General features: G+C 69.1%; 16 protein-coding genes. 11 read left to right on the top strand and 5 right to left on the bottom strand.

Going from position 1 to position 18,140, the window contains the following annotated elements; translation table 11 throughout:
• Positions 1–68: 68 nt before the first annotated feature.
• The 3 genes from purL to grxD all read left to right on the top strand — a co-directional run bounded on the left by purL (position 69) and on the right by grxD (position 2,955).
• Positions 69–2,234, top strand: coding sequence for a phosphoribosylformylglycinamidine synthase subunit PurL (gene purL, locus HMH01_RS15955; RefSeq protein WP_171326786.1), 2,166 nt, complete (start codon positions 69–71; stop codon positions 2,232–2,234).
• Positions 2,235–2,300: 66 nt separating this feature from the next.
• Entirely contained in the window at positions 2,301–2,540 is a 240-nt protein-coding gene (locus HMH01_RS15950) for a BolA/IbaG family iron-sulfur metabolism protein (RefSeq protein WP_171326785.1), read from the top strand.
• A gap of 46 nt (positions 2,541–2,586) precedes the next feature.
• Complete coding sequence (gene grxD, locus HMH01_RS15945) at positions 2,587–2,955, top strand: Grx4 family monothiol glutaredoxin (RefSeq protein ID WP_171326784.1); 369 nt, start codon at positions 2,587–2,589, stop codon at positions 2,953–2,955.
• Positions 2,956–2,986: 31 nt separating this feature from the next.
• Here the strand turns inward: grxD and HMH01_RS15940 are convergent, their stop codons facing one another.
• Positions 2,987–3,343, bottom strand: coding sequence for a cell division protein ZapA (locus HMH01_RS15940; RefSeq protein WP_171326783.1), 357 nt, complete (start codon positions 3,341–3,343; stop codon positions 2,987–2,989).
• A complete protein-coding gene (locus HMH01_RS15935; protein WP_171326782.1) occupies positions 3,343–3,585 on the bottom strand; it encodes a hypothetical protein in 243 nt (80 codons plus the stop codon). The genes HMH01_RS15940 and HMH01_RS15935 overlap by 1 nt, the downstream gene beginning before the upstream one ends.
• Positions 3,586–3,794: 209 nt before the next feature.
• Here HMH01_RS15935 and tkt point away from each other — a divergent pair, with 209 nt between their 5' ends.
• The 8 genes from tkt (at position 3,795) to HMH01_RS15895 (ending at position 12,499) form a co-directional block, all read left to right on the top strand.
• Positions 3,795–5,813: a transketolase gene (tkt, locus tag HMH01_RS15930; RefSeq protein ID WP_171326781.1), complete on the top strand. Its 2,019-nt coding sequence runs from the start codon at positions 3,795–3,797 to the stop codon at positions 5,811–5,813.
• A gap of 17 nt (positions 5,814–5,830) precedes the next feature.
• The gene (locus HMH01_RS15925; protein WP_171326780.1) at positions 5,831–5,974 is read left to right on the top strand and encodes a glyceraldehyde-3-phosphate dehydrogenase; all 144 of its coding nucleotides are present in this window, start codon (positions 5,831–5,833) and stop codon (positions 5,972–5,974) included.
• 16 nt (positions 5,975–5,990) lie between these two features.
• On the top strand, positions 5,991–7,178 hold the full coding sequence (locus HMH01_RS15920) for a phosphoglycerate kinase (RefSeq protein ID WP_171326779.1): 1,188 nt from the start codon (positions 5,991–5,993) through the stop codon (positions 7,176–7,178).
• Positions 7,179–7,291: 113 nt separating this feature from the next.
• Entirely contained in the window at positions 7,292–8,221 is a 930-nt protein-coding gene (locus tag HMH01_RS15915) for a class I fructose-bisphosphate aldolase (RefSeq protein WP_171326778.1), read from the top strand.
• A 161-nt stretch (positions 8,222–8,382) separates the two neighbouring features.
• Positions 8,383–8,649, top strand: a complete 267-nt coding sequence (locus HMH01_RS15910; RefSeq protein ID WP_171326777.1) for an FtsB family cell division protein — start codon at positions 8,383–8,385, stop codon at positions 8,647–8,649.
• A 131-nt stretch (positions 8,650–8,780) separates the two neighbouring features.
• Positions 8,781–9,782 carry a pyruvate dehydrogenase (acetyl-transferring) E1 component subunit alpha gene (gene pdhA, locus HMH01_RS15905; protein ID WP_171326776.1) on the top strand — a complete coding sequence of 334 codons (1,002 nt, stop codon included), beginning with the start codon at positions 8,781–8,783 and terminating at the stop codon, positions 9,780–9,782.
• Positions 9,783–9,795: 13 nt separating this feature from the next.
• Positions 9,796–11,160, top strand: coding sequence for a pyruvate dehydrogenase complex E1 component subunit beta (locus HMH01_RS15900; RefSeq protein WP_171326775.1), 1,365 nt, complete (start codon positions 9,796–9,798; stop codon positions 11,158–11,160).
• Between the two features lie 16 nt (positions 11,161–11,176).
• Positions 11,177–12,499, top strand: coding sequence for a pyruvate dehydrogenase complex dihydrolipoamide acetyltransferase (locus tag HMH01_RS15895; RefSeq protein ID WP_171326774.1), 1,323 nt, complete (start codon positions 11,177–11,179; stop codon positions 12,497–12,499).
• 73 nt (positions 12,500–12,572) lie between these two features.
• Here the strand turns inward: HMH01_RS15895 and cysE are convergent, their stop codons facing one another.
• The 3 genes from cysE to HMH01_RS15880 all read right to left on the bottom strand — a co-directional run bounded on the left by cysE (position 12,573) and on the right by HMH01_RS15880 (position 18,123).
• Positions 12,573–13,391 (bottom strand): serine O-acetyltransferase, encoded by an 819-nt coding sequence (gene cysE / locus HMH01_RS15890; protein WP_171326773.1) that lies wholly within the window; start codon positions 13,389–13,391, stop codon positions 12,573–12,575.
• 126 nt (positions 13,392–13,517) lie between these two features.
• Positions 13,518–14,231, bottom strand: a complete 714-nt coding sequence (locus HMH01_RS15885) for a DUF2793 domain-containing protein (RefSeq protein WP_171326772.1) — start codon at positions 14,229–14,231, stop codon at positions 13,518–13,520.
• On the bottom strand, positions 14,224–18,123 hold the full coding sequence (locus HMH01_RS15880) for a baseplate multidomain protein megatron (protein WP_171326771.1): 3,900 nt from the start codon (positions 18,121–18,123) through the stop codon (positions 14,224–14,226). Before HMH01_RS15880 ends, HMH01_RS15885 begins: the two co-directional genes overlap by 8 nt.
• Positions 18,124–18,140: the final 17 nt, after the last annotated feature.

Genomic DNA, 18,140 nt, shown 5'->3' with positions numbered 1-18,140 from the left:
GACCGGCGTCTGTCCTAAGAGAAGCGCGACCGGGCGCAGGCCCGAAGCTGGCGGAAAGGGACGGCACCGTGAGCGAACCGCAGATCACCGACGAACTGGTCGCAGCACACGGGCTCAAGCCCGACGAATACCAGCGCATCATCCGGCTTCTGAACCGCGCGCCGAACTTCACCGAGCTGGGCATCTTCTCGGCCATGTGGAACGAGCACTGTTCCTACAAGTCCTCCAAGAAATGGCTGCGCACCCTGCCCACCACCGGCCCGCAGGTCATCTGCGGCCCCGGCGAGAATGCGGGCGTCGTGGACATCGGCGACGGGCAGGCGGTGGTGTTCAAGATGGAAAGCCACAACCACCCCTCCTACATCGAACCCTACCAGGGCGCGGCCACGGGCGTGGGCGGCATCCTGCGCGACGTGTTCACCATGGGCGCGCGCCCGATCGCCGCTATGAACGCGCTCAGCTTCGGCAGCCCCGACCACCCCAGGACGAAAAGCCTGGTCAACGGCGTCGTCGCGGGCATCGGCGGCTACGGCAACTGCTTCGGCGTACCCACGGTCGCGGGCGAATTGCGCTTCCACCGCGCGTATAACGGCAACTGCCTCGTGAACGCCTTCGCGGCCGGCCTCGCCGACGCGGACAGCATCTTCTACTCCGCCGCCAGCGGCGTTGGCCGCCCGGTCGTCTATCTGGGCGCCAAGACGGGCCGCGACGGGGTCGGCGGGGCGACCATGGCCTCGGCCGAATTCGACGACACCATCGAGGAAAAGCGCCCCACCGTGCAGGTCGGCGACCCCTTCACCGAAAAGCGCCTTATGGAGGCATGCATGGAACTGATGGCCACCGGCGCCGTCATCTCCATCCAGGACATGGGCGCGGCCGGCCTGACCTGCTCGGCGGTCGAGATGGGCGACAAGGGCGGCCTCGGCATCCGGCTCGATCTGGAAAAGGTGCCGGTCCGCGAAGAGAACATGACCGCCTACGAGATGATGCTCTCCGAAAGCCAGGAGCGGATGCTCATGGTCCTCGACCCGGCCCGGGAAGAGGCGGCGAAAGCGGTGTTCGACAAGTGGGACCTGGATTTCGCCATCATCGGCGAGACGATCCCCGAGGACCGCTTCCTCGTCTGCATGAACGGCGAGATCAAGGCCGACCTGCCCCTGCGCGCCCTTTCGGGCGAGGCGCCCGAATACGACCGCCCCTGGGTCGACACCCCCACCCCCGCGCCGCTTGGCCCGGTGCCCGAAATCGACGCGGCCGACGCGCTCATGCGCCTGATGGCGGGCCCGAACTTCGCCTCCCGCGCCTGGGTCTGGGAACAGTACGATACCACCGTCGGCGCCGACACCGTCCGCCGCCCCGGCTCGGATGCGGGCGTCGTGCGCATCCACGGCACCGGCAAGGCGCTGGCCTTCACCTCCGACGTGACGCCGCGCTACTGCCGCGCCAACCCCTACCAGGGCGGCAAGCAGGCGGTGGCCGAGGCGTTCCGCAACCTGACAGCCACCGGCGCGAAACCGCTCGCCGTGACCGACAACCTGAATTTCGGCAACCCCGAAAAGCCCGAGATCATGGGCCAGCTGGTGGGCTGCCTGAAGGGCATAGGCGAGGCCTGCGCCGCCCTCGACATGCCGGTCGTGTCCGGCAATGTGAGCCTTTACAACGAGACGGACGGCCAGGCGATCCTGCCCACGCCCACCATCGGTGCGGTCGGCCTCCTGCCCCGGCTCGAAGACCTGATCGGCACCCAGGCCCGCGCCGGCGACACGCTGATCGCCCTGGGAGAGACGCGCGGCCATCTGGGCGCCTCGGCCTTCGCCTTCGAGATCATGGGCGACGAGGGCGGCGACGCCCCCGAAGTGGACCTCGCCGCCGAGAAATCCGCCGCCGCCGTCGTCACCGCCGCGCGCGATGCCGGCATGCTCGCGGCGGCGCATGACGTGGCCGATGGCGGCATCGCCGTCGCCGCCGCCGAAATGGCGCTCGCCGCCGACACCGGTGTCGAGGTGACGCTCTCGGGCATCCGCGCCCTGTTCGGCGAGGATCAGGGCCGCTACCTTCTGGCCGTGGCGTCGGGCGACGTGGCGGGGCTTCTCGCGCTCGCATCGGAACGGGGCGTCAAGGCCACGCAGATCGGCAGCTTCGGCGGGCCCGAGATCCGGCTCGGCGACAGCCGGCTGACCCTTGCCGCCCTCAAGGAAGCACATGCCACCGGCCTTGCCCGGATTGTTTCCTGACCCCCGCTTGCAAGCCCGCGCCGACGGACTTAGCTTTCAGACGAACATCCCAAGGAGCGTGACGCCATGGCCATGGAAGCACGGGAAATAGAGCGGCTGATCCGCGCCGCCTTCCCCACCGCACAGATCGAGATCCGCGACCTGGCCGGCGACGGCAACCACTACGCCGCCACCGTCATCGCCGAGGAGTTTCGCGGCCTGACCCGCGTCAGGCAGCACCAGCTCGTCTATGCCGCGCTCCAGGGCAAGATGGACGGCCCCGCCGGCGAATTGCACGCGCTGGCCCTGACCACGAAACCCGCCTGACCCGCGCGCCGCAGGATCGCGGCCGCAAGAGAGAGGACTGCAAGAAATGACCGAAGCCGCACATGACCGGATCCGCGCCGATATCGGGGCAAACGACGTGGTGCTTTACATGAAGGGCACCTCGCAGATGCCGCAATGCGGCTTCTCGTCAAAGGTGGCGGGCGTGCTGAACTACATGGGCGTCGCCTACAAGGACGTGAACGTGCTCGCCGACCAGGACATCCGCGAGGGGATCAAGTCCTTCTCCGACTGGCCGACCATCCCCCAGCTCTACGTCAAGGGCGAATTCGTCGGCGGCTGCGACATCATCGTGGAAATGACCCTCTCGGGCGAGTTGGACGAACTGTTCGACAAGGCCGGCGTCACCTATGACAAGGACGCCGCCGCCAAGATCCGCGACGCGAACAAGGGCTGACCCGCCCCACCCGAACCACCGGCCCGGGCGCTCAGCGCCCGGCCAGCTTCTCGGCCCGCGCGGTCGCGTCCTCCAGCCGCCGGATCGCCTTCCGCGTGGCCTCGTCCGCGCCCGGCCGCGCGCCACCCGCCTGGGACACCTGCCGCCGCAGCTTCTGGTTCTCCTCCTCGATGGCCTGGGTCTGGCGCGCCAGCTCGATCATCCGGTCGGCCAGCATCAGCCCCGACATCAGCAGCATCCGTGGCTCGGGCAGCCGCCCGATCGCCTTCTGAAGCGTCTCCGCCTCGGCATCCAGCAGTTCGGCGGCCTGGTGCAGGTTGTTCTCCTCGCCGGGCTCGCAGGCCATGCGGAAACTGCGGCCGCCGATGGATACGGTGATCTCGGGCATCACAGCGCCTCCTCGACCAGGGGTTTGAGTTGGGCGATCAGCTTGTCGAGTTGCGCCAGGTCGTCCTCCCGCGCCGCCTCCAGCGCGGCCACCTTTTCGCGCAGCGCGTCGTTCTCCCGCCGCAGCGCCGCGACCTCGGCGCCCGCATCTTCAGGGCTGCCCCAGGCTCCATGCCCCGCCTCGAGCGCATCCAGCGCCTCTTCCAGCCGGGCGGCAAGGCTTTCCAGTTCTGTCATCGGCATTCCGTTCCATTGCGGTCATCTGGCGGGTCTTGCGACCGTCTGCCCGCCTTTGCAATAGTTTATGACACATTCTGCAAGTCCTGCATCCCTTATTTCAAGGGCCGCGATCCCCTGCGGCGCTTGACCGTCAGGGGACAATCGGTATTGGTGCTGCGAACCCGTATCCAGGGCCCAAGCGGCCCGCCGACCGCCACAAGGGGCCGTATCCCGTGAACATCGAAGACCTTCGCACCCGCCACCCGGAGCATTTTGCCAAGGCCGCAGCGCTGCGCGTGCTGGCCATCGACGCGGTCGAGGCCGCCAATTCCGGCCATCCCGGCATGCCGATGGGCATGGCAGACGTGGCCACGGTGCTGTTCGAGAAGCATCTCAAGTTCGACGCCTCCACCCCCGGCTGGTTCGACCGCGACCGCTTCATCCTGTCCGCGGGCCACGGCTCGATGCTGCTCTACGGGCTTCTGCACCTGACCGGCTATGCCGACATGACCATCGACCAGATCCGCAACTTCCGCCAGCTCGGCTCCAGGACCGCCGGCCACCCGGAATACGGCCACGCCCAGGGGATCGAGACGACGACAGGCCCGCTCGGCCAGGGCATCGCCAACGCCGTGGGCTTCGCCATGGCCGAGGAATCGCTCGCTGCCCGTTTCTCGCGCAAGGTGGTGGACCACTACACCTATGTCATCGCCGGCGACGGCTGCCTGATGGAAGGCGTCAGCCAGGAGGCGATCGGCCTTGCCGGCAAGCAGCAGCTTTCCCGGCTGATCGTGCTGTGGGACGACAACGGCATCTCCATCGACGGCAAGGTGTCGAAATCCGACATCACCGACCAGGCCGCCCGCTTCACGGCGTCGGGCTGGGACGTGTTCGCCTGCGACGGCCATGACCCCGAGGCGATCGACGCCGCCATCACCGCCGCCAAGGCCAGCCCGCGCCCCGCGCTTGTCGCCTGCAAGACCCATATCGGCTACGGCTCGCCGGCCAAGCAGGACACGGCCTCGGCCCACGGGTCGCCGCTCGGCGCCAAGGAGATCGAGGTCGTGCGCTCCATCTACCACTGGAACCACGCCCCGTTCGAAATCCCGCAGGACATCCGTGACGCCTGGGCCGCCATCGGCAGCCGCGGCGCCGAGGCGCGCACCGCCTGGGAAACCCGCGTCGCCGCCCTCGGCCAGCGCCGCCGCGACGAGTTCCAGCGCCTGATCGCGGGCGACCTGCCCCGCGCGCTCAACGGCGCCATCCGCGCCTTCAAGGCGCAGGTGAGCCAGGACCAGCCCAAGGTCGCGACCCGCAAGGCATCGGAAATGGCGCTTGCCGTCATCAACAAGGCGATGCCCGAAACCATCGGCGGCTCGGCCGACCTGACCGGCTCCAACAACACGCTGACCCCCGATCTGGGCGTTTTCGACGCCGAGAACCGCACCGGCCGCTATGTTCACTACGGCATCCGCGAACATGGCATGGCCGCGGCGATGAACGGCATGGCGCTGCATGGCGGCGTGGTGCCCTACGGCGGCACCTTCCTTGTCTTCACCGACTACGCCCGCCCCTCGATCCGCCTGTCGGCGCTCATGGGCACGCGCGTCGTCTATGTCATGACGCACGATTCCATCGGCCTGGGCGAGGACGGCCCCACCCACCAGCCGGTCGAACATCTGGCGGCGCTCCGCGCGATCCCGAACCTGCTCGTGTTCCGCCCCGCCGACGCGGTCGAGACCGCGGAATGCTGGCAGCTCGCCCTGGAATCCAAGGACCGGCCCAGCGTGATCGCGCTCTCGCGGCAGAACCTGCCGACCCTGCGCACCGAGCACAAGAACCGCAACCTGTCGGCCACCGGCGCCTATGTGCTGGCCGAGGCGACGGGCGCGCGGAAAGTCGTGCTGCTCGCCACCGGCTCCGAGGTCGAGATCGCGCTCGGCGCCCGCGCCATCCTGGAAGCCAAGGGCATCGGCACCCGCGTCGTTTCCGTTCCCTCGCTGGAACTTTTCGCGGCCCAGGACGAAAAGCTCCGCGCCCGCATCCTGCCGCGCAGCGCCGTGCGCGTCGCGGTCGAGGCGGGCATCCGCCAGTGCTGGGACCGCTGGCTGACCGGCGAGGGCGGCAACGCCCGCAAGGCCGATTTCGTGGGCATGGACAGCTTCGGCGCTTCCGCCCCGGCCGACAAGCTCTACACCCATTTCGGCATCACCGCCGAAGCCGTGGCCGCCCGCGCAGAAGCCCTGCTGTAAGGCAGGGTCGAGGGCCGATGAAACCCCTGACGGCGTTGCTGGTGGTGCTGGCCGCGGCCGGCCTCTGGTACGCCGACAGGGTGCTGAACGACGGCGCGGCCATCGTGTTCCTGGGCAAGCAGCTCATCCGCATCACGACCTGGCTCGCCTTCTGGCGCTGATTGAGAGGAGTCCCCGATGACCCGGAAAACCCTTGCCGACATGGACCTTCAGGGAAAGATCGTGCTGACCCGCGTGGACATCAACGTGCCTGTCGAAGATGGCCGCGTGACCGACGCCACCCGGATCGAGCGCATCAAGCCCACCGTGGACGCCATCCTCGACGCGGGCGGCAAGCCGGTGCTGCTGGCGCATTTCGACCGCCCCAAGGGCAAGGTCGTGCCGGAAATGAGCCTGAGCGTGACCCGTGACGCCCTTTCGCAGGTGCTGGGCCGCGACGTGACCTTCGCCGCCGACTGCATCGGCCCCGTGGCCCGCGCGGCCATCGACGCCCTCGCGCCCGGCCAGGTGCTGCTTCTGGAAAACACCCGCTTCCACCCGGGCGAGGAAAAGAACGACCCGGCCTTCGCTGCCGAGCTGGCCAAGCTTGGCGATGTCTACTGCAACGACGCCTTCTCCGCCGCCCACCGGGCGCATGCCTCGACCGAGGCGCTGGCCCGCCTCCTGCCCGCCTGCGCCGGCCTGTTGATGGAGGCGGAGCTCAAGGCGCTGGAGACCGCCCTCGCCCAGCCCGAACGCCCCGTGGTGGCGGTGGTCGGTGGGGCCAAGGTATCGACCAAGCTCGACCTTCTGGGCAACCTGATCCCCAGGGTGGACGCCATCGTGATCGGCGGCGGCATGGCCAACACCTTTCTCGCCGCCCAGGGCATCGACGTGGGCAAGTCGCTCTGCGAACATGACCTCGCCTCCACCGCGCGCGAGATCATGGGCCGCGCCGATGCCGCCAACTGCCGCCTGATCCTGCCCGTGGACGTCGTCGTCGCCCGCGAGTTCAAGGCCGGCGCCGCCAGCGAAACCGTCCCCGCCACCGCCTGCCCGCCCGACGCGATGATCCTCGACGCAGGCCCCGACAGCGTGGCGCAGGTGATCGCCGCCTTCGAGGACGCGAAGACGCTGGTCTGGAACGGCCCCCTCGGCGCGTTCGAGATCCCGCCCTTCAACGCCGCCACCGACGCCGCCGCCCGCGCCGCTGCCGACCTGACCGCCGCGGGCAGGCTGATGTCCGTCGCGGGCGGGGGCGACACCGTCGCCGCCCTCAACGCCTCGGGCGCGGCCGGGAAATTCTCCTACGTCTCGACCGCTGGCGGCGCCTTCCTCGAATGGCTCGAGGGCAAGACCCTGCCAGGCGTGGCCGCGCTGGGCTGAACCCGCACGAAGGGCGCCCCATCGGCGCCCTTTTTCCTGCGGCCGCCTGCCCGTTGACGACGCCACGGCCAGGGCTTACCCAAGGGCATCTTCAACTGGCCCTGGGAGACACCATGAAATCGACGCGCATCGTGCGGCAGATCCTGTCGCACTACGAGGGAGAGACGCCGGGGGTTAAGGCAAACCTCAACCGCATCCTGATGACCGGCAAGCTGGGCGGCACCGGCAAGATGATCATCCTGCCCGTGGACCAGGGTTTCGAACACGGCCCCGCCCGCAGCTTCGCCCCGAACCCCGCTGCCTATGACCCGCACTACCACTACCAGCTGGCGATCGACGCGGGCCTCAACGCCTATGCCGCACCGCTCGGCATGATCGAGGCGGGCGCCGACACCTTCGCGGGCCAGATCCCCACCATCCTCAAGGTGAACTCGGCCAACTCGCTGATGTCCGACACCGCCGGCAAGAACCAGGCGATCACCGCGTCCGTGGACGACGCGCTGCGGCTGGGCTGCGCGGCCATCGGCTTCACTGTCTACCCGGGTTCGGACATGGCCCTCGACATGTTCGAGGAAATCTCCGCCATGCGCGAGGAAGCGGCCGCCAAGGGCGTCGCCACGGTGATCTGGTCCTATCCGCGCGGCGAGGCGATCTCCAAGGACGGCGAGACGGCCATCGACATCGCCGCCTATGCCGCGCAGATCGCAGCCCTCCTCGGTGCCCACATCATCAAGATCAAGCTCTCGACCGACCACCTGGAGTTGCCCGAGGCGAAAAAGGTCTACGAGGCGCAGCAGATCGACGTCGCGACCCAGGCCGCCCGCGTGCGCCACTGCATGCAGGCCGCCTTCAACGGCCGCCGCATCGTCGTCTTCTCGGGCGGCGCGAAAAAGGGCGAAAGCTCAGTCTATGACGACGCCCGCGCGATCCGCGACGGCGGCGGCAACGGCTCGATCATCGGCCGCAACACCTTCCAGCGCGAACGCGGAGAGGCGCTCGAGATGCTGGGCAAGCTGGTGGACATCTACAAGGGCCGCGCCTGAGTGCAGCCCCCACGGCAGAAGGGCGCGCAGCTCGCGCGCCCTTTTCATTTGGTGGATTCACAGCCCGCCCTGCCTGTGGCATACTCGCCCCAAGCGCAGCCGAATGCGTATCGAGGCAGAGAGTGACACAGGCAGAAACACGGCGCCCCACCCTTTTCGGGATGGTCTTTTCGATCGGTGTGACCGCCGCGATCACCTACTTCACCTATGCCGCGATCCAGGGCGACTACGGCACCTTCCGCCGCATCCAGGTCGAGGCGCAGGCGATCCAGCTCGAACGCGAACTCGAAACCCTCCGCGCCGAACGCGCCGTCCTCGAGAATCGCACCCGCCGCCTGTCGGCCGAATATCTCGACCTCGACCTGCTCGACGAACAGGCGCGCAAGGTGCTGGGCCTCGCCCGCGCGGACGAGATCGTCATCCGCTGAGCCAATCCCGCAAGGGCCGCGCTGGCACCCCGCGCCGGTCAAGCCGATTTCATCACAAGTGTGGATTTCTCCTCCCGCGTCCCGTATACTCTAGGTAGTTTAATACTAAACCAATTGTCGTAGGGGGACGGATGACCACGACACCCAAGCGCACCAGCCGCGCCAAGCAGTCCAACGCGTCCAAGGACGAGTTGCTGCACTACTACCGCGAGATGCTGATGATCCGCCGCTTCGAGGAAAAGGCGGGCCAGCTTTACGGCATGGGCCTGATCGGCGGTTTCTGCCACCTCTACATCGGCCAGGAAGCCGTTGTCGTCGGGCTCGAGGCGACCGCAAAGGATGGCGACCAGCGCATCACCACCTATCGCGACCACGGCCACATGCTGGCCTGCGGCATGGACCCCAAGGGCGTCATGGCAGAACTGACCGGCCGCGAGGGGGGCTACTCCCGCGGCAAGGGCGGCTCGATGCACATGTTCTCCAAGGAAAAGGAATTCTACGGCGGCCACGGCATCGTCGGCGCCAACGTGCCGCTCGGCGCGGGACTTGCCTTCGCCAACAAGTATCGCGGCAACGACAATGTCTGCTTCACCTATTTCGGGGACGGCGCCGCTAACCAGGGCCAGGTCTACGAGACCTACAACATGGCCGAGTTGTGGATGCTGCCGGTGATCTTCGTGATCGAGAACAACCAGTACGCCATGGGCACCTCGACCAAGCGTTCGACCAAGTCGCCCAGCCTCTTCGCCCGAGGCGAGGCATACGGCATCCCCGGCGAGCAGGTGGACGGCATGGACGTCCTCGCGGTCAAGGCCGCCGGCGAAAAGGCGGTCGCCCACTGCCGCGCCGGCAACGGCCCCTACATCCTCGAGGTGATGACCTACCGCTACCGCGGCCACTCGATGTCGGACCCGGCCAAGTACCGGACCCGCGAAGAGGTGCAGAAGATGCGCGACGAACGCGACCCGATCAACGGCGTGCGCGACATGCTGCTGACCGGCAAGCACGCGTCCGAGGACGACCTGAAGGCGATCGACAAGGACATCAAGGCGATCATCAACGACGCCGCCCAGTTCGCCCAGGACAGCCCGGAACCGGCGCTCGAAGAACTCTATACCGACGTTTACGCATAAGGGGCCGACGCACATGGCAACCAATATCCTCATGCCCGCGCTTTCGCCCACCATGGAGGAAGGCACCCTCGCCCGCTGGCTGAAGAAAGAGGGCGACACCATTTCCGCCGGCGACATCATCGCCGAGATCGAGACCGACAAGGCGACGATGGAATTCGAGGCCGTGGATGAAGGCATCCTCGGCAAGATCCTCGTGGCCGAGGGCACCGAAGGCGTGAAGGTCAACGACCCCATTGCCGTGCTGGTCGAGGAAGGCGAGGACGCCTCCGAAGCCGAGGCACCTGCCCCCGCCCCCGCCGCCGAACCCGCGCCTGCCCCCAAGGCAGAGGCAAAGGCCCCCGCCGCCCCGGCCGCGCCGAAAAGATCGGCCAGCCCGGACTGGCCCGAGGGCACGAAGATGAAGACGCAGACCGTGCGCGAGGCGCTGCGCGATGCCATGTCCGAGGAAATGCGCCGCGATGGCGACGTGTTCCTGATGGGCGAGGAAGTGGCCGAGTACCAGGGCGCCTACAAGATCAGCCAGGGCATGCTCGACGAGTTCGGCGATCGGCGCGTCATCGACACGCCGATCACCGAACACGGCTTCGCCGGCCTCGCCGTGGGTGCCGCCTTCGCAGGGCTTCGCCCGATCGTCGAGTTCATGACCTGGAACTTCGCGATGCAGGCCATCGACCAGATCATCAACTCCGCCGCCAAGACGCTCTACATGTCCGGCGGCCAGATGGGCTGCCCCATCGTGTTCCGCGGCCCCAACGGCGCCGCCGCCCGCGTGGCCGCCCAGCACAGCCAGGACTACGCGGCATGGTATGCCAGCGTGCCCGGCCTCAAGGTCGTCCAGCCCTATTCGGCCGCCGACGCCAAGGGCCTGATGAAATCCGCCATCCGCGACCCGAACCCGGTCGTCTTCCTGGAAAACGAGATCCTCTACGGCCGCTCCTTCGAGGTGCCCGAGCTTGACGATTTCACCATCCCCCTCGGCAAGGCCAAGATCTGGCGCGAGGGGTCCGACGTCACCATCGTCAGCTTCGGCATCGGCATGACCTATGCGCTCCAGGCCGCCGAGGCGCTGGCCGAGGAAGGCATCTCCGCCGAGGTGATCGACCTGCGCACCCTGCGCCCGATGGACACCGAAACCGTGATCGAAAGCGTGAAGAAGACCAACCGCTGCATCACCGTGGAAGAGGGCTGGCCGGTCTGCTCGATCGGCAACCACATCTCCGCCGTGCTCATGCAGCAGGCCTTCGACTATCTCGACGCGCCGGTGATCAACCTGACGGGCAAGGATGTTCCCATGCCCTATGCCGCCAACCTCGAGAAACTCGCGCTGGTCACGACCGCCGAAGTCATCGAGGCGGCCAAGGCCGTCACCTACCGCTGAGAGGGAGAGCCAGCACATGCCCATCAACATCCTGATGCCCGCGCTCTCCCCCACGATGGAGGAAGGCACCCTCGCCAAGTGGATCAAGAAGGAAGGCGACAACATCTCCGCCGGGGATGTCATCGCCGAGATCGAGACCGACAAGGCGACCATGGAATTCGAGGCCGTGGACGAAGGCATCCTCGGCAAGATCGTCGTCCCCGAGGGCACCGAGGGCGTGAAGGTCAACGACCTGATCGCGGTCCTGCTCGAGGAGGGCGAGAGCGAAGGCGACATCGACGCCGGTGCCGAACCCGCCGCACCCCCCGCTCCCAAGCCGGAAGCAAAGACCGAGGCGGCAGCCCCCGCAGCCGCAGCCCCCGCAGCCGCAGCCCCGGCAGCCGCCCCCGCGGCGCCGAAGGCGGACGATGGCGGCCGCATCTTCGCAAGCCCGCTGGCCCGCCGCATCGCCAGGGAAAAGGGCATCGACCTCACGCAGGTCAAGGGCACCGGACCGCATGGCCGCATCGTCAAGGCCGATGTCGAAAGCGCCAGGGCACAACCGGACCAGTCCGCCGCCCCCGCGGCCGCACAGGCCGCCGCCGCACCCAGGTCCGCGGCCCCGCAGGGCATGAGCGCCGAGACGGTTGCCAAGATGTATGCCGACCGCGAATACACCGAGCTTCCGCTCGACGGCATGCGCAAGACCATCGCCGCCCGCCTGTCCGAGGCAAAGCAGACCATCCCGCATTTCTACCTGCGCCGCGACATCCGTCTCGATGCGCTGATGAAGTTCCGCGGAGAGCTGAACGCCAAGCTCGAGGCGCGTGGCGTCAAGCTGTCGGTCAACGACTTCATCATCAAGGCCTGCGCGCTGGCGCTTCAGGACGTGCCGGGCTGCAACGCGGTCTGGGCCGGCGACCGGGTGCTCCAGCTCAAGCCTTCCGACGTGGCCGTGGCCGTGGCGATCGAGGGCGGGCTCTTCACCCCCGTGCTGCGCGACGCACACGCAAAGACCCTGTCGGCGCTTTCGGCCGAGATGAAGGATCTCGCCGCCCGCGCTCGCGACCGCAAGCTCGCGCCGCATGAATACCAGGGCGGCAGCTTCGCCATCTCCAACCTCGGCATGATGGGGGTCGAGAACTTCGACGCCGTCATCAACCCGCCGCACGCCTCGATCCTCGCGGTCGGCGCGGGCGTGAAGAAGCCGGTGGTGAACGCCGAAGGCGAAATCGAGGTCGCGACCGTCATGTCGGTGACGCTTTCCGTCGATCACCGGGTCATCGACGGCGCGCTCGGCGCCGAGTTCCTGGCCGCGATCAAGGGCTATCTGGAAGAGCCGCTCAACATGCTGGCCTGATCCGCCGGACCCACGAAAAGCGAAAGGCCGGGCACATCGCCCGGCCTTTTTCGTGCTCCCGACCGGGCGACGGTCAGCAGTCGATCGCCTCGCCCTTCAGCAGGTGGTCCATCATCTGCGACGGCTCGGAACACCCGGCCTCGCCCACGATCCGCGCCGGCACGCCCGCCACCGTCTTGCAGGGCGGCACCTCCGCCAGCACCACCGAACCTGCCGCGATGCGCGAGCAGTTGCCCACGCGGATATTGCCCAGCACCGCGGCACCCGCGCCGATCAGCACCCCGTCCCCGATCTTCGGGTGCCGCTCGTCATCCTCCTTGCCGGTGCCGCCCAGCGTCACCGAATGCAGCATCGAGACGTTGTTGCCCACCACCGCCGTCTCTCCGATCACGATGGAATGGGCATGATCCATCATCACGCCCTTGCCGATCCGCGCCGCCGGATGGATGTCCACACCGAAGATCTCCGAAGTGCGCATCTGGATGAAATAGGCCAGGTCGCGCCGCTCGCGCGTCCACAGGTAATGCGCCAGCCGGTAGGATTGCAGCGCCTGGTAGCCCTTGAAGAACAGCAGCGGCTGGATGAAACGGTGGCAGGCCGGATCGCGCTCGTAGACCGCCATCAGATCCGCCCGCGCCGCCTCGATCAGCTTGGGATCGTCGGCATAGGCCGCGTCGAATATCTCCCGCAGGATCAGTTCCGGCATCTCGTTGGAACTCAGCTTCTGCGCCAGGCGGAAGCTGTGCACGGCATCGAGCGTCTTGTGATACAGGATCCCCGAATGCACGAGCGACGCCATCAGCGGCTCGTTGCGGGTGATCTCCTCGGCCTCGAGGCGGATCCTGGACCAGATCGGGTCCACCTCGGCCAGCCGCACGGCGCTTTTCGACATCGCGGACCTCTCCCTGTCGCCTGCGGGCATCATGCCCTCTCGCGACAGATCGGCGCTTCGGGGCGGGAAATCAAGCGATTTCCCGAAAACGCCCCGGCCCCGGCCCTTCAACAATCCGCGCCCGGATCATCCGGCGCGCGGCGGGCGCAGGGCCAGCAGATGCACCGCCAGCCGCACGACCCCGCCATCCAGCCCGCCGCCCTCGCCGCTCAGCACCAGGTCGGTATCGCCGTAATAGGCCACCGGCGCCCCCGTCAGCCCCGACGCATGCGACCCCGCGCCCTTGCCCAGACCGCTGCCATAGCGGTCGTCGGACCCCGGAACGCCCAGCCGCCACGACGTGGCAGCCCCGCCAAGCGCGGCAAGCACGCGCCCCGTGACCCCGATCACCAGCGCCCCCGACGGGATCGCCCCCGGCACGCTGACGCTTGTCCCCTGCCCCAGCGCGTGATCCACCTCCAGCACCCGGTGCAGCGTTGCGGCCCCGCCCGCACCGGCATCGAGCGCGCCCTCGATCCAGCCCGCGCCGTCATGGACCATCGCCGCCCCCGCCGCCTCGTTCCACGCCCGCCACCCTGCGCGCGGGCCGAGAAACACCCAGCCGCCATTGGCGAACAGTGCGACCAGCCCCGCCTTTCCGGCCCAGGCGCCGCTTGCACCCTCGGGCACGACATAGGCCTGCCCGTCCAGCGCGCCCGCCGGCGGCACCGCCTGCGCGTCGCTCACCACCCGCAACTGCGCCACCGCATCGATCCGCGCCAGCGCCTCGTTCACGGTCACATGCTTCTGCGCCTGCCCCGCCGCCAGAAGCGGCAGGCCGTGCTGATAGGTCTCAACCATCGAATTCCATCCTTGCCCAAAGACCCGGCCCGTACAGGTCCGAGATCTGCGCCACCTCGAACGCCACCGCGCCCATGATCCCGTCAACCGCCTGCATCGCCGCGGAATACCGGAACGCGGGCGCCCCGACCTCCGCCTCGCGCACCACCGCGCCGCCCGTCAGCACCCGCAGCGCATACCGCTCCGCCTGCTCGGCCAGCGGCACCTCCGCCCGCTCCCAGGCATCGCCCGCCAGCCGCGTGCGCCGGATCCAGCCCAGCGCGATCGCACCATCCGCCGCGCGCCCCGCCCGCAGATGCACCGGCGCCCAGGGCCTCAGCCCCACGCCCTCGCATGTGGCCACCAGATGCGCCACGCGCCGGTCCCCCAGCGGCCGCCCCGCGGGGCCGACCCGGTAGTGCCGTGCCTGCCCCAGCCGCTCCAGCGCCAGCGGCACCTCCACCGCGGCCCCCGAAAGCAGCACGAAATCCGTGCCCGCGGGCCAGACCGGGGGCATCACCGGCTCGGTCCCGGCCTGCCCCCGCAACAGCCCCGCCAGCCGGTAGCGCCCCGGCCCCACCAGCACCGCGTCGCGGAACTGGATCACCTCCCAGTCGCCCAGGCCCCCATGCCGCAGCGCCGCAAGGTTCGCACCGTTCAACACCTCCGAGGCCAACCGGCTCTGCAATGCGCCCCCCGCGACCGCCAGCTCGACCCCCTGCTCCGCCCAGCGCCCCGGCAGGGCGGCGGCAAGGGGCTCCAGCGTCGTGCCCATCACGCTCGGCGCCCGGATCTCCGCGACCGGCGCATGATCGTGGTCCTGCGCCGCCGCATGAACCACCAGCGGCCCCGACCACGGCACCTTCAGCGCGGCGATCAGCGGCGCATGCGCCTCTGCGCGCGGCCCCACCAGCGGCAGGTCCAACAGCTCGACCAGCGGCGGGCCCTCGGTATTGACGCCGCCCTGGCGCACCAGCTCCGGCACCAGCGGCACCGGGCGGTGGAGATCGGCCTCCACCCGCACCGCCTCGATCCGGCGCGCCAGCGTGTCCTCCACCCGGTCGATGCGGAACCGCGCGATCCCCGCCTCCAGCGGCAGGGCGATCACGTCCCCCGGCCCCAGATCCCCGTCCGAAGGCGGCAGCGACAGGCTGATCCGGTCGCGCGCCACCTCCGTCTCGGCCAGCCAGCGCTCGGCCACCACCCGCGCCTCGGCCTGGTCCAACACCACCGGCAGATCCGCACCCGCTACCGGCAACGCCGCCGCACCTGCCGCCTGCGCCTCCGTCCCGACCGGCTGGTAATCCTGCCCGGCATGGACAAAGCCCACCCGGACCCGGCGCGGCACCTCGGCCTCGGGCACCCGGCTCAGGGCAAGACGCGGCGCATCGCCGCCGACCGCCAGCCGCGCGGGATCGAGCGTCCGCACCACGCCCGCGCCCCGGTTGCGGAACACCAGCCGCCCGTCCCGCTCATGGGCCTCGAAGCCATGCGCCAGCATCAGCGGCTCCAGGCTGTCGCGCGCGCTCTCCACCGCCTCGACGGAATAGCCCTGCAACAGCCCGTGCAGCCCCGCGACATCCACATCCGCCAGCCCGGCCCGCGCGCAGATCTCCCGCACCGCGTCCGACAGCGCCACCATATGCGTGCGCCCCGACAGCCAGTGGCCCAGCGCATGATTGGGCCCGTCCGACCAGACATCGCCGCGGCGCGGGAAATCCGGCCAGGGCCGCGCGTCCCACGCCCAGGCAAAGGCACGGCCCATGTCGATCATCCGCCCCTCATAGGCCCGGCTCGACGGGTTGTGCGCGGGATCTCCCCAGTGATCCTGCACCGCCTTCAGATAGCAGCGCTGGATATAGCGATCCTGCCCCCCGGTGCTGTAATGCGGCAGCGCGCTTTCGGACGAGCCGGGATCGAAGAACACGTTCGGCTGGTTCGTCCCCTTGTCCACCGCCGGGCAGCCATACTCGGTGAACCAGATCGGCTTCATCTCGGGCTGCCAGTCGGTCGGCACCGCCTGCCGCGCGCCGCCGGGCCGGTCGAAATGCCGCCGCCCCCACCAGTTGCGCAGATCCTTCGGGCGGAACACCCAGGGCTCGCCATGGGCGCCATCCTCGATCGGGCGGCGAAGCTGCGCGTCGCGCTCGGCCGCGCTGGCGTAATACCAGTCATAGCCCTCGCCGCCCTCGATGTTTGCGCGCAGATACCCCGGATCATGGATCGCGCCATAAGCGGCATCCGCGTGATCCTCGCCCTCGCGCCAGTCCGACAGCGGCATGTAATTGTCGATGCCCACGAAATCGACCGCCGGATCCGCCCAGAGCGGGTCCAGGTGGTGATACACGTCGCCCGAGCCGTCCGCCGGATGATAGCCGAAATACTCCGACCAATCGGCAGCATAGGAGATCTTCGTCCCCGCCCCCAGCACGGCGCGCACATCCGCCGCAAGCGCCCGCAGTCCCGCGACCATCGGAAAGCTGGTTGGCCCGTCGCGCAGCTGCGTCAGCCCCCGCAGCTCGGACCCGATGCAGAACGCATCCACCCCGCCCGCGGCCGCACAAAGATGCGCGTAATGCAGGATGAAACGCCGCCAGGACCATTCCGCGGGCCCGTCATAGACCACCTCGCCGTCGATCACCGCGAAATCCGCGGGAACCGCCTGCCCCAGAAAGGCCGCAACCTCCGCCCCCGCCTGCGCCGTCCGGTCGGGGCTGCCCGCCCGCCCCGGCGCGACAGACCCCGTGATCCGCCCGCGCCACGGAACCGCAGGCTGCTCGGCCGCATCGCTCCAGGGATCGGGCAGGCCGTTGCCGGCGCGAATGTCCATCAGCAGGAAGGGATAGAACATCACTGCCTGCCCGGCCTCCTTCAGCCGCGCGATGGCCTGCACGACCGACGCATCCGCCGGCGTCCCGCCAAAGCCCGGCCGCCCCTCGACCTGCCCCACCACGGCGGCCTCGGCACGGCCCAGCCCCGCCACCCGCCAGGGCATCTCCACCCCGTCATGGGCCGACTGCTCGACCTTGGGCTCGATCCGGCACGACCCGCAACGCAGGTCCGAGCCGAACCAGCTCACCACCAGCGACACCGCGCGGCAGGCGGGCAGTTCCGCCACCAGGTTGTCGATCGCCAGGTCCGCATCGGCCCGGCCCTGGTCGTTGTTCACGTTCAGCACCCGGCTCTCGCCCTTGCCCAGCGCGAACGACACCGGCTCGGTCGCCAGCGCGTACTCCCCCGTCCCCGGCACCAGCGCCACGGCCGAGACGTTGCGCACCGGCTCCTGCGGCGCATCGCCGGCCGCGCGCATCACCTCGAAGCCGAACTGCGGGATGCGGTTGCCGAAGGGCCCAAGCCCGAGGTTCTCGATCACCACATAGGCCGTGCCGCGATAGGCCGGCGCCTGCCCGTCCGCGAAAGCCGCCGCGATCAGCGGATCGGGCAGCTGCGTCTCGCTCCCCGGGTAAAGCCGCAGATCGAGCAATGATCCATCGATCACCTGCCCGTCGGCCCAGATCCGCCCGATCCGCGCGACCTCTCCCTCGCAAAGCGCGATCGCCAGGCTCACGCTGTAGCTGTAGTCGCGCCGCTCGGGGGCCGAGGCGCCCTTGCCGCCCCCGCTCGTGGCCACATGCTCGACGAAGCGGCTCGACCAGATCACCTGCCCGGAAAGCCGCATCTGCCCCAGAAGCCGCGGCACCGGGGCGCCTTCGCGGGCCCCCATCACCCGCAGCCGGTCGCGGCGCCCGACCTCCATCGTGCGCGCGCCCACCCCGAACACCTGCCCGTCGATGACGGCCCCCAGCATCGCGCCGGCCGCCTTGCCGATCACGGCCGAGGACAGGCCCAGCACGCCGCCCCCCAGGGACGCGCCAAACGCACCGCCCGCGGCAGCCAGTATCACAGTCGCCATCGGCGCCTCCTGTCAGG

The sequence above is a fragment of the Halovulum dunhuangense genome (assembly GCF_013093415.1).
Taxonomy (GTDB): domain Bacteria; phylum Pseudomonadota; class Alphaproteobacteria; order Rhodobacterales; family Rhodobacteraceae; genus Halovulum; species Halovulum dunhuangense.
Note: the sequence above shows the minus strand (reverse complement) of the source record. Positions and strands in the feature narration are given on the sequence as shown.

Excerpts from the sequence above, each read along its gene's own strand:
- HMH01_RS15950 (WP_171326785.1), top strand. The coding sequence starts at position 2,301 with ATGGCCATGGAAGCACGGGAAATAGAGCGGCTGATCCGCGCCGCCTTC.
- grxD (WP_171326784.1), top strand. The coding sequence starts at position 2,587 with ATGACCGAAGCCGCACATGACCGGATCCGCGCCGATATCGGGGCAAAC.
- HMH01_RS15940 (WP_171326783.1), bottom strand. The coding sequence starts at position 3,343 with ATGCCCGAGATCACCGTATCCATCGGCGGCCGCAGTTTCCGCATGGCC.
- HMH01_RS15935 (WP_171326782.1), bottom strand. The coding sequence starts at position 3,585 with ATGCCGATGACAGAACTGGAAAGCCTTGCCGCCCGGCTGGAAGAGGCG.
- HMH01_RS15925 (WP_171326780.1), top strand. The coding sequence starts at position 5,831 with ATGAAACCCCTGACGGCGTTGCTGGTGGTGCTGGCCGCGGCCGGCCTC.
- HMH01_RS15920 (WP_171326779.1), top strand. The coding sequence starts at position 5,991 with ATGACCCGGAAAACCCTTGCCGACATGGACCTTCAGGGAAAGATCGTG.
- HMH01_RS15915 (WP_171326778.1), top strand. The coding sequence starts at position 7,292 with ATGAAATCGACGCGCATCGTGCGGCAGATCCTGTCGCACTACGAGGGA.
- HMH01_RS15910 (WP_171326777.1), top strand. The coding sequence starts at position 8,383 with ATGGTCTTTTCGATCGGTGTGACCGCCGCGATCACCTACTTCACCTAT.
- pdhA (WP_171326776.1), top strand. The coding sequence starts at position 8,781 with ATGACCACGACACCCAAGCGCACCAGCCGCGCCAAGCAGTCCAACGCG.
- HMH01_RS15900 (WP_171326775.1), top strand. The coding sequence starts at position 9,796 with ATGGCAACCAATATCCTCATGCCCGCGCTTTCGCCCACCATGGAGGAA.
- HMH01_RS15895 (WP_171326774.1), top strand. The coding sequence starts at position 11,177 with ATGCCCATCAACATCCTGATGCCCGCGCTCTCCCCCACGATGGAGGAA.
- cysE (WP_171326773.1), bottom strand. The coding sequence starts at position 13,391 with ATGTCGAAAAGCGCCGTGCGGCTGGCCGAGGTGGACCCGATCTGGTCC.
- HMH01_RS15885 (WP_171326772.1), bottom strand. The coding sequence starts at position 14,231 with ATGGTTGAGACCTATCAGCACGGCCTGCCGCTTCTGGCGGCGGGGCAG.
- HMH01_RS15880 (WP_171326771.1), bottom strand. The coding sequence starts at position 18,123 with ATGGCGACTGTGATACTGGCTGCCGCGGGCGGTGCGTTTGGCGCGTCC.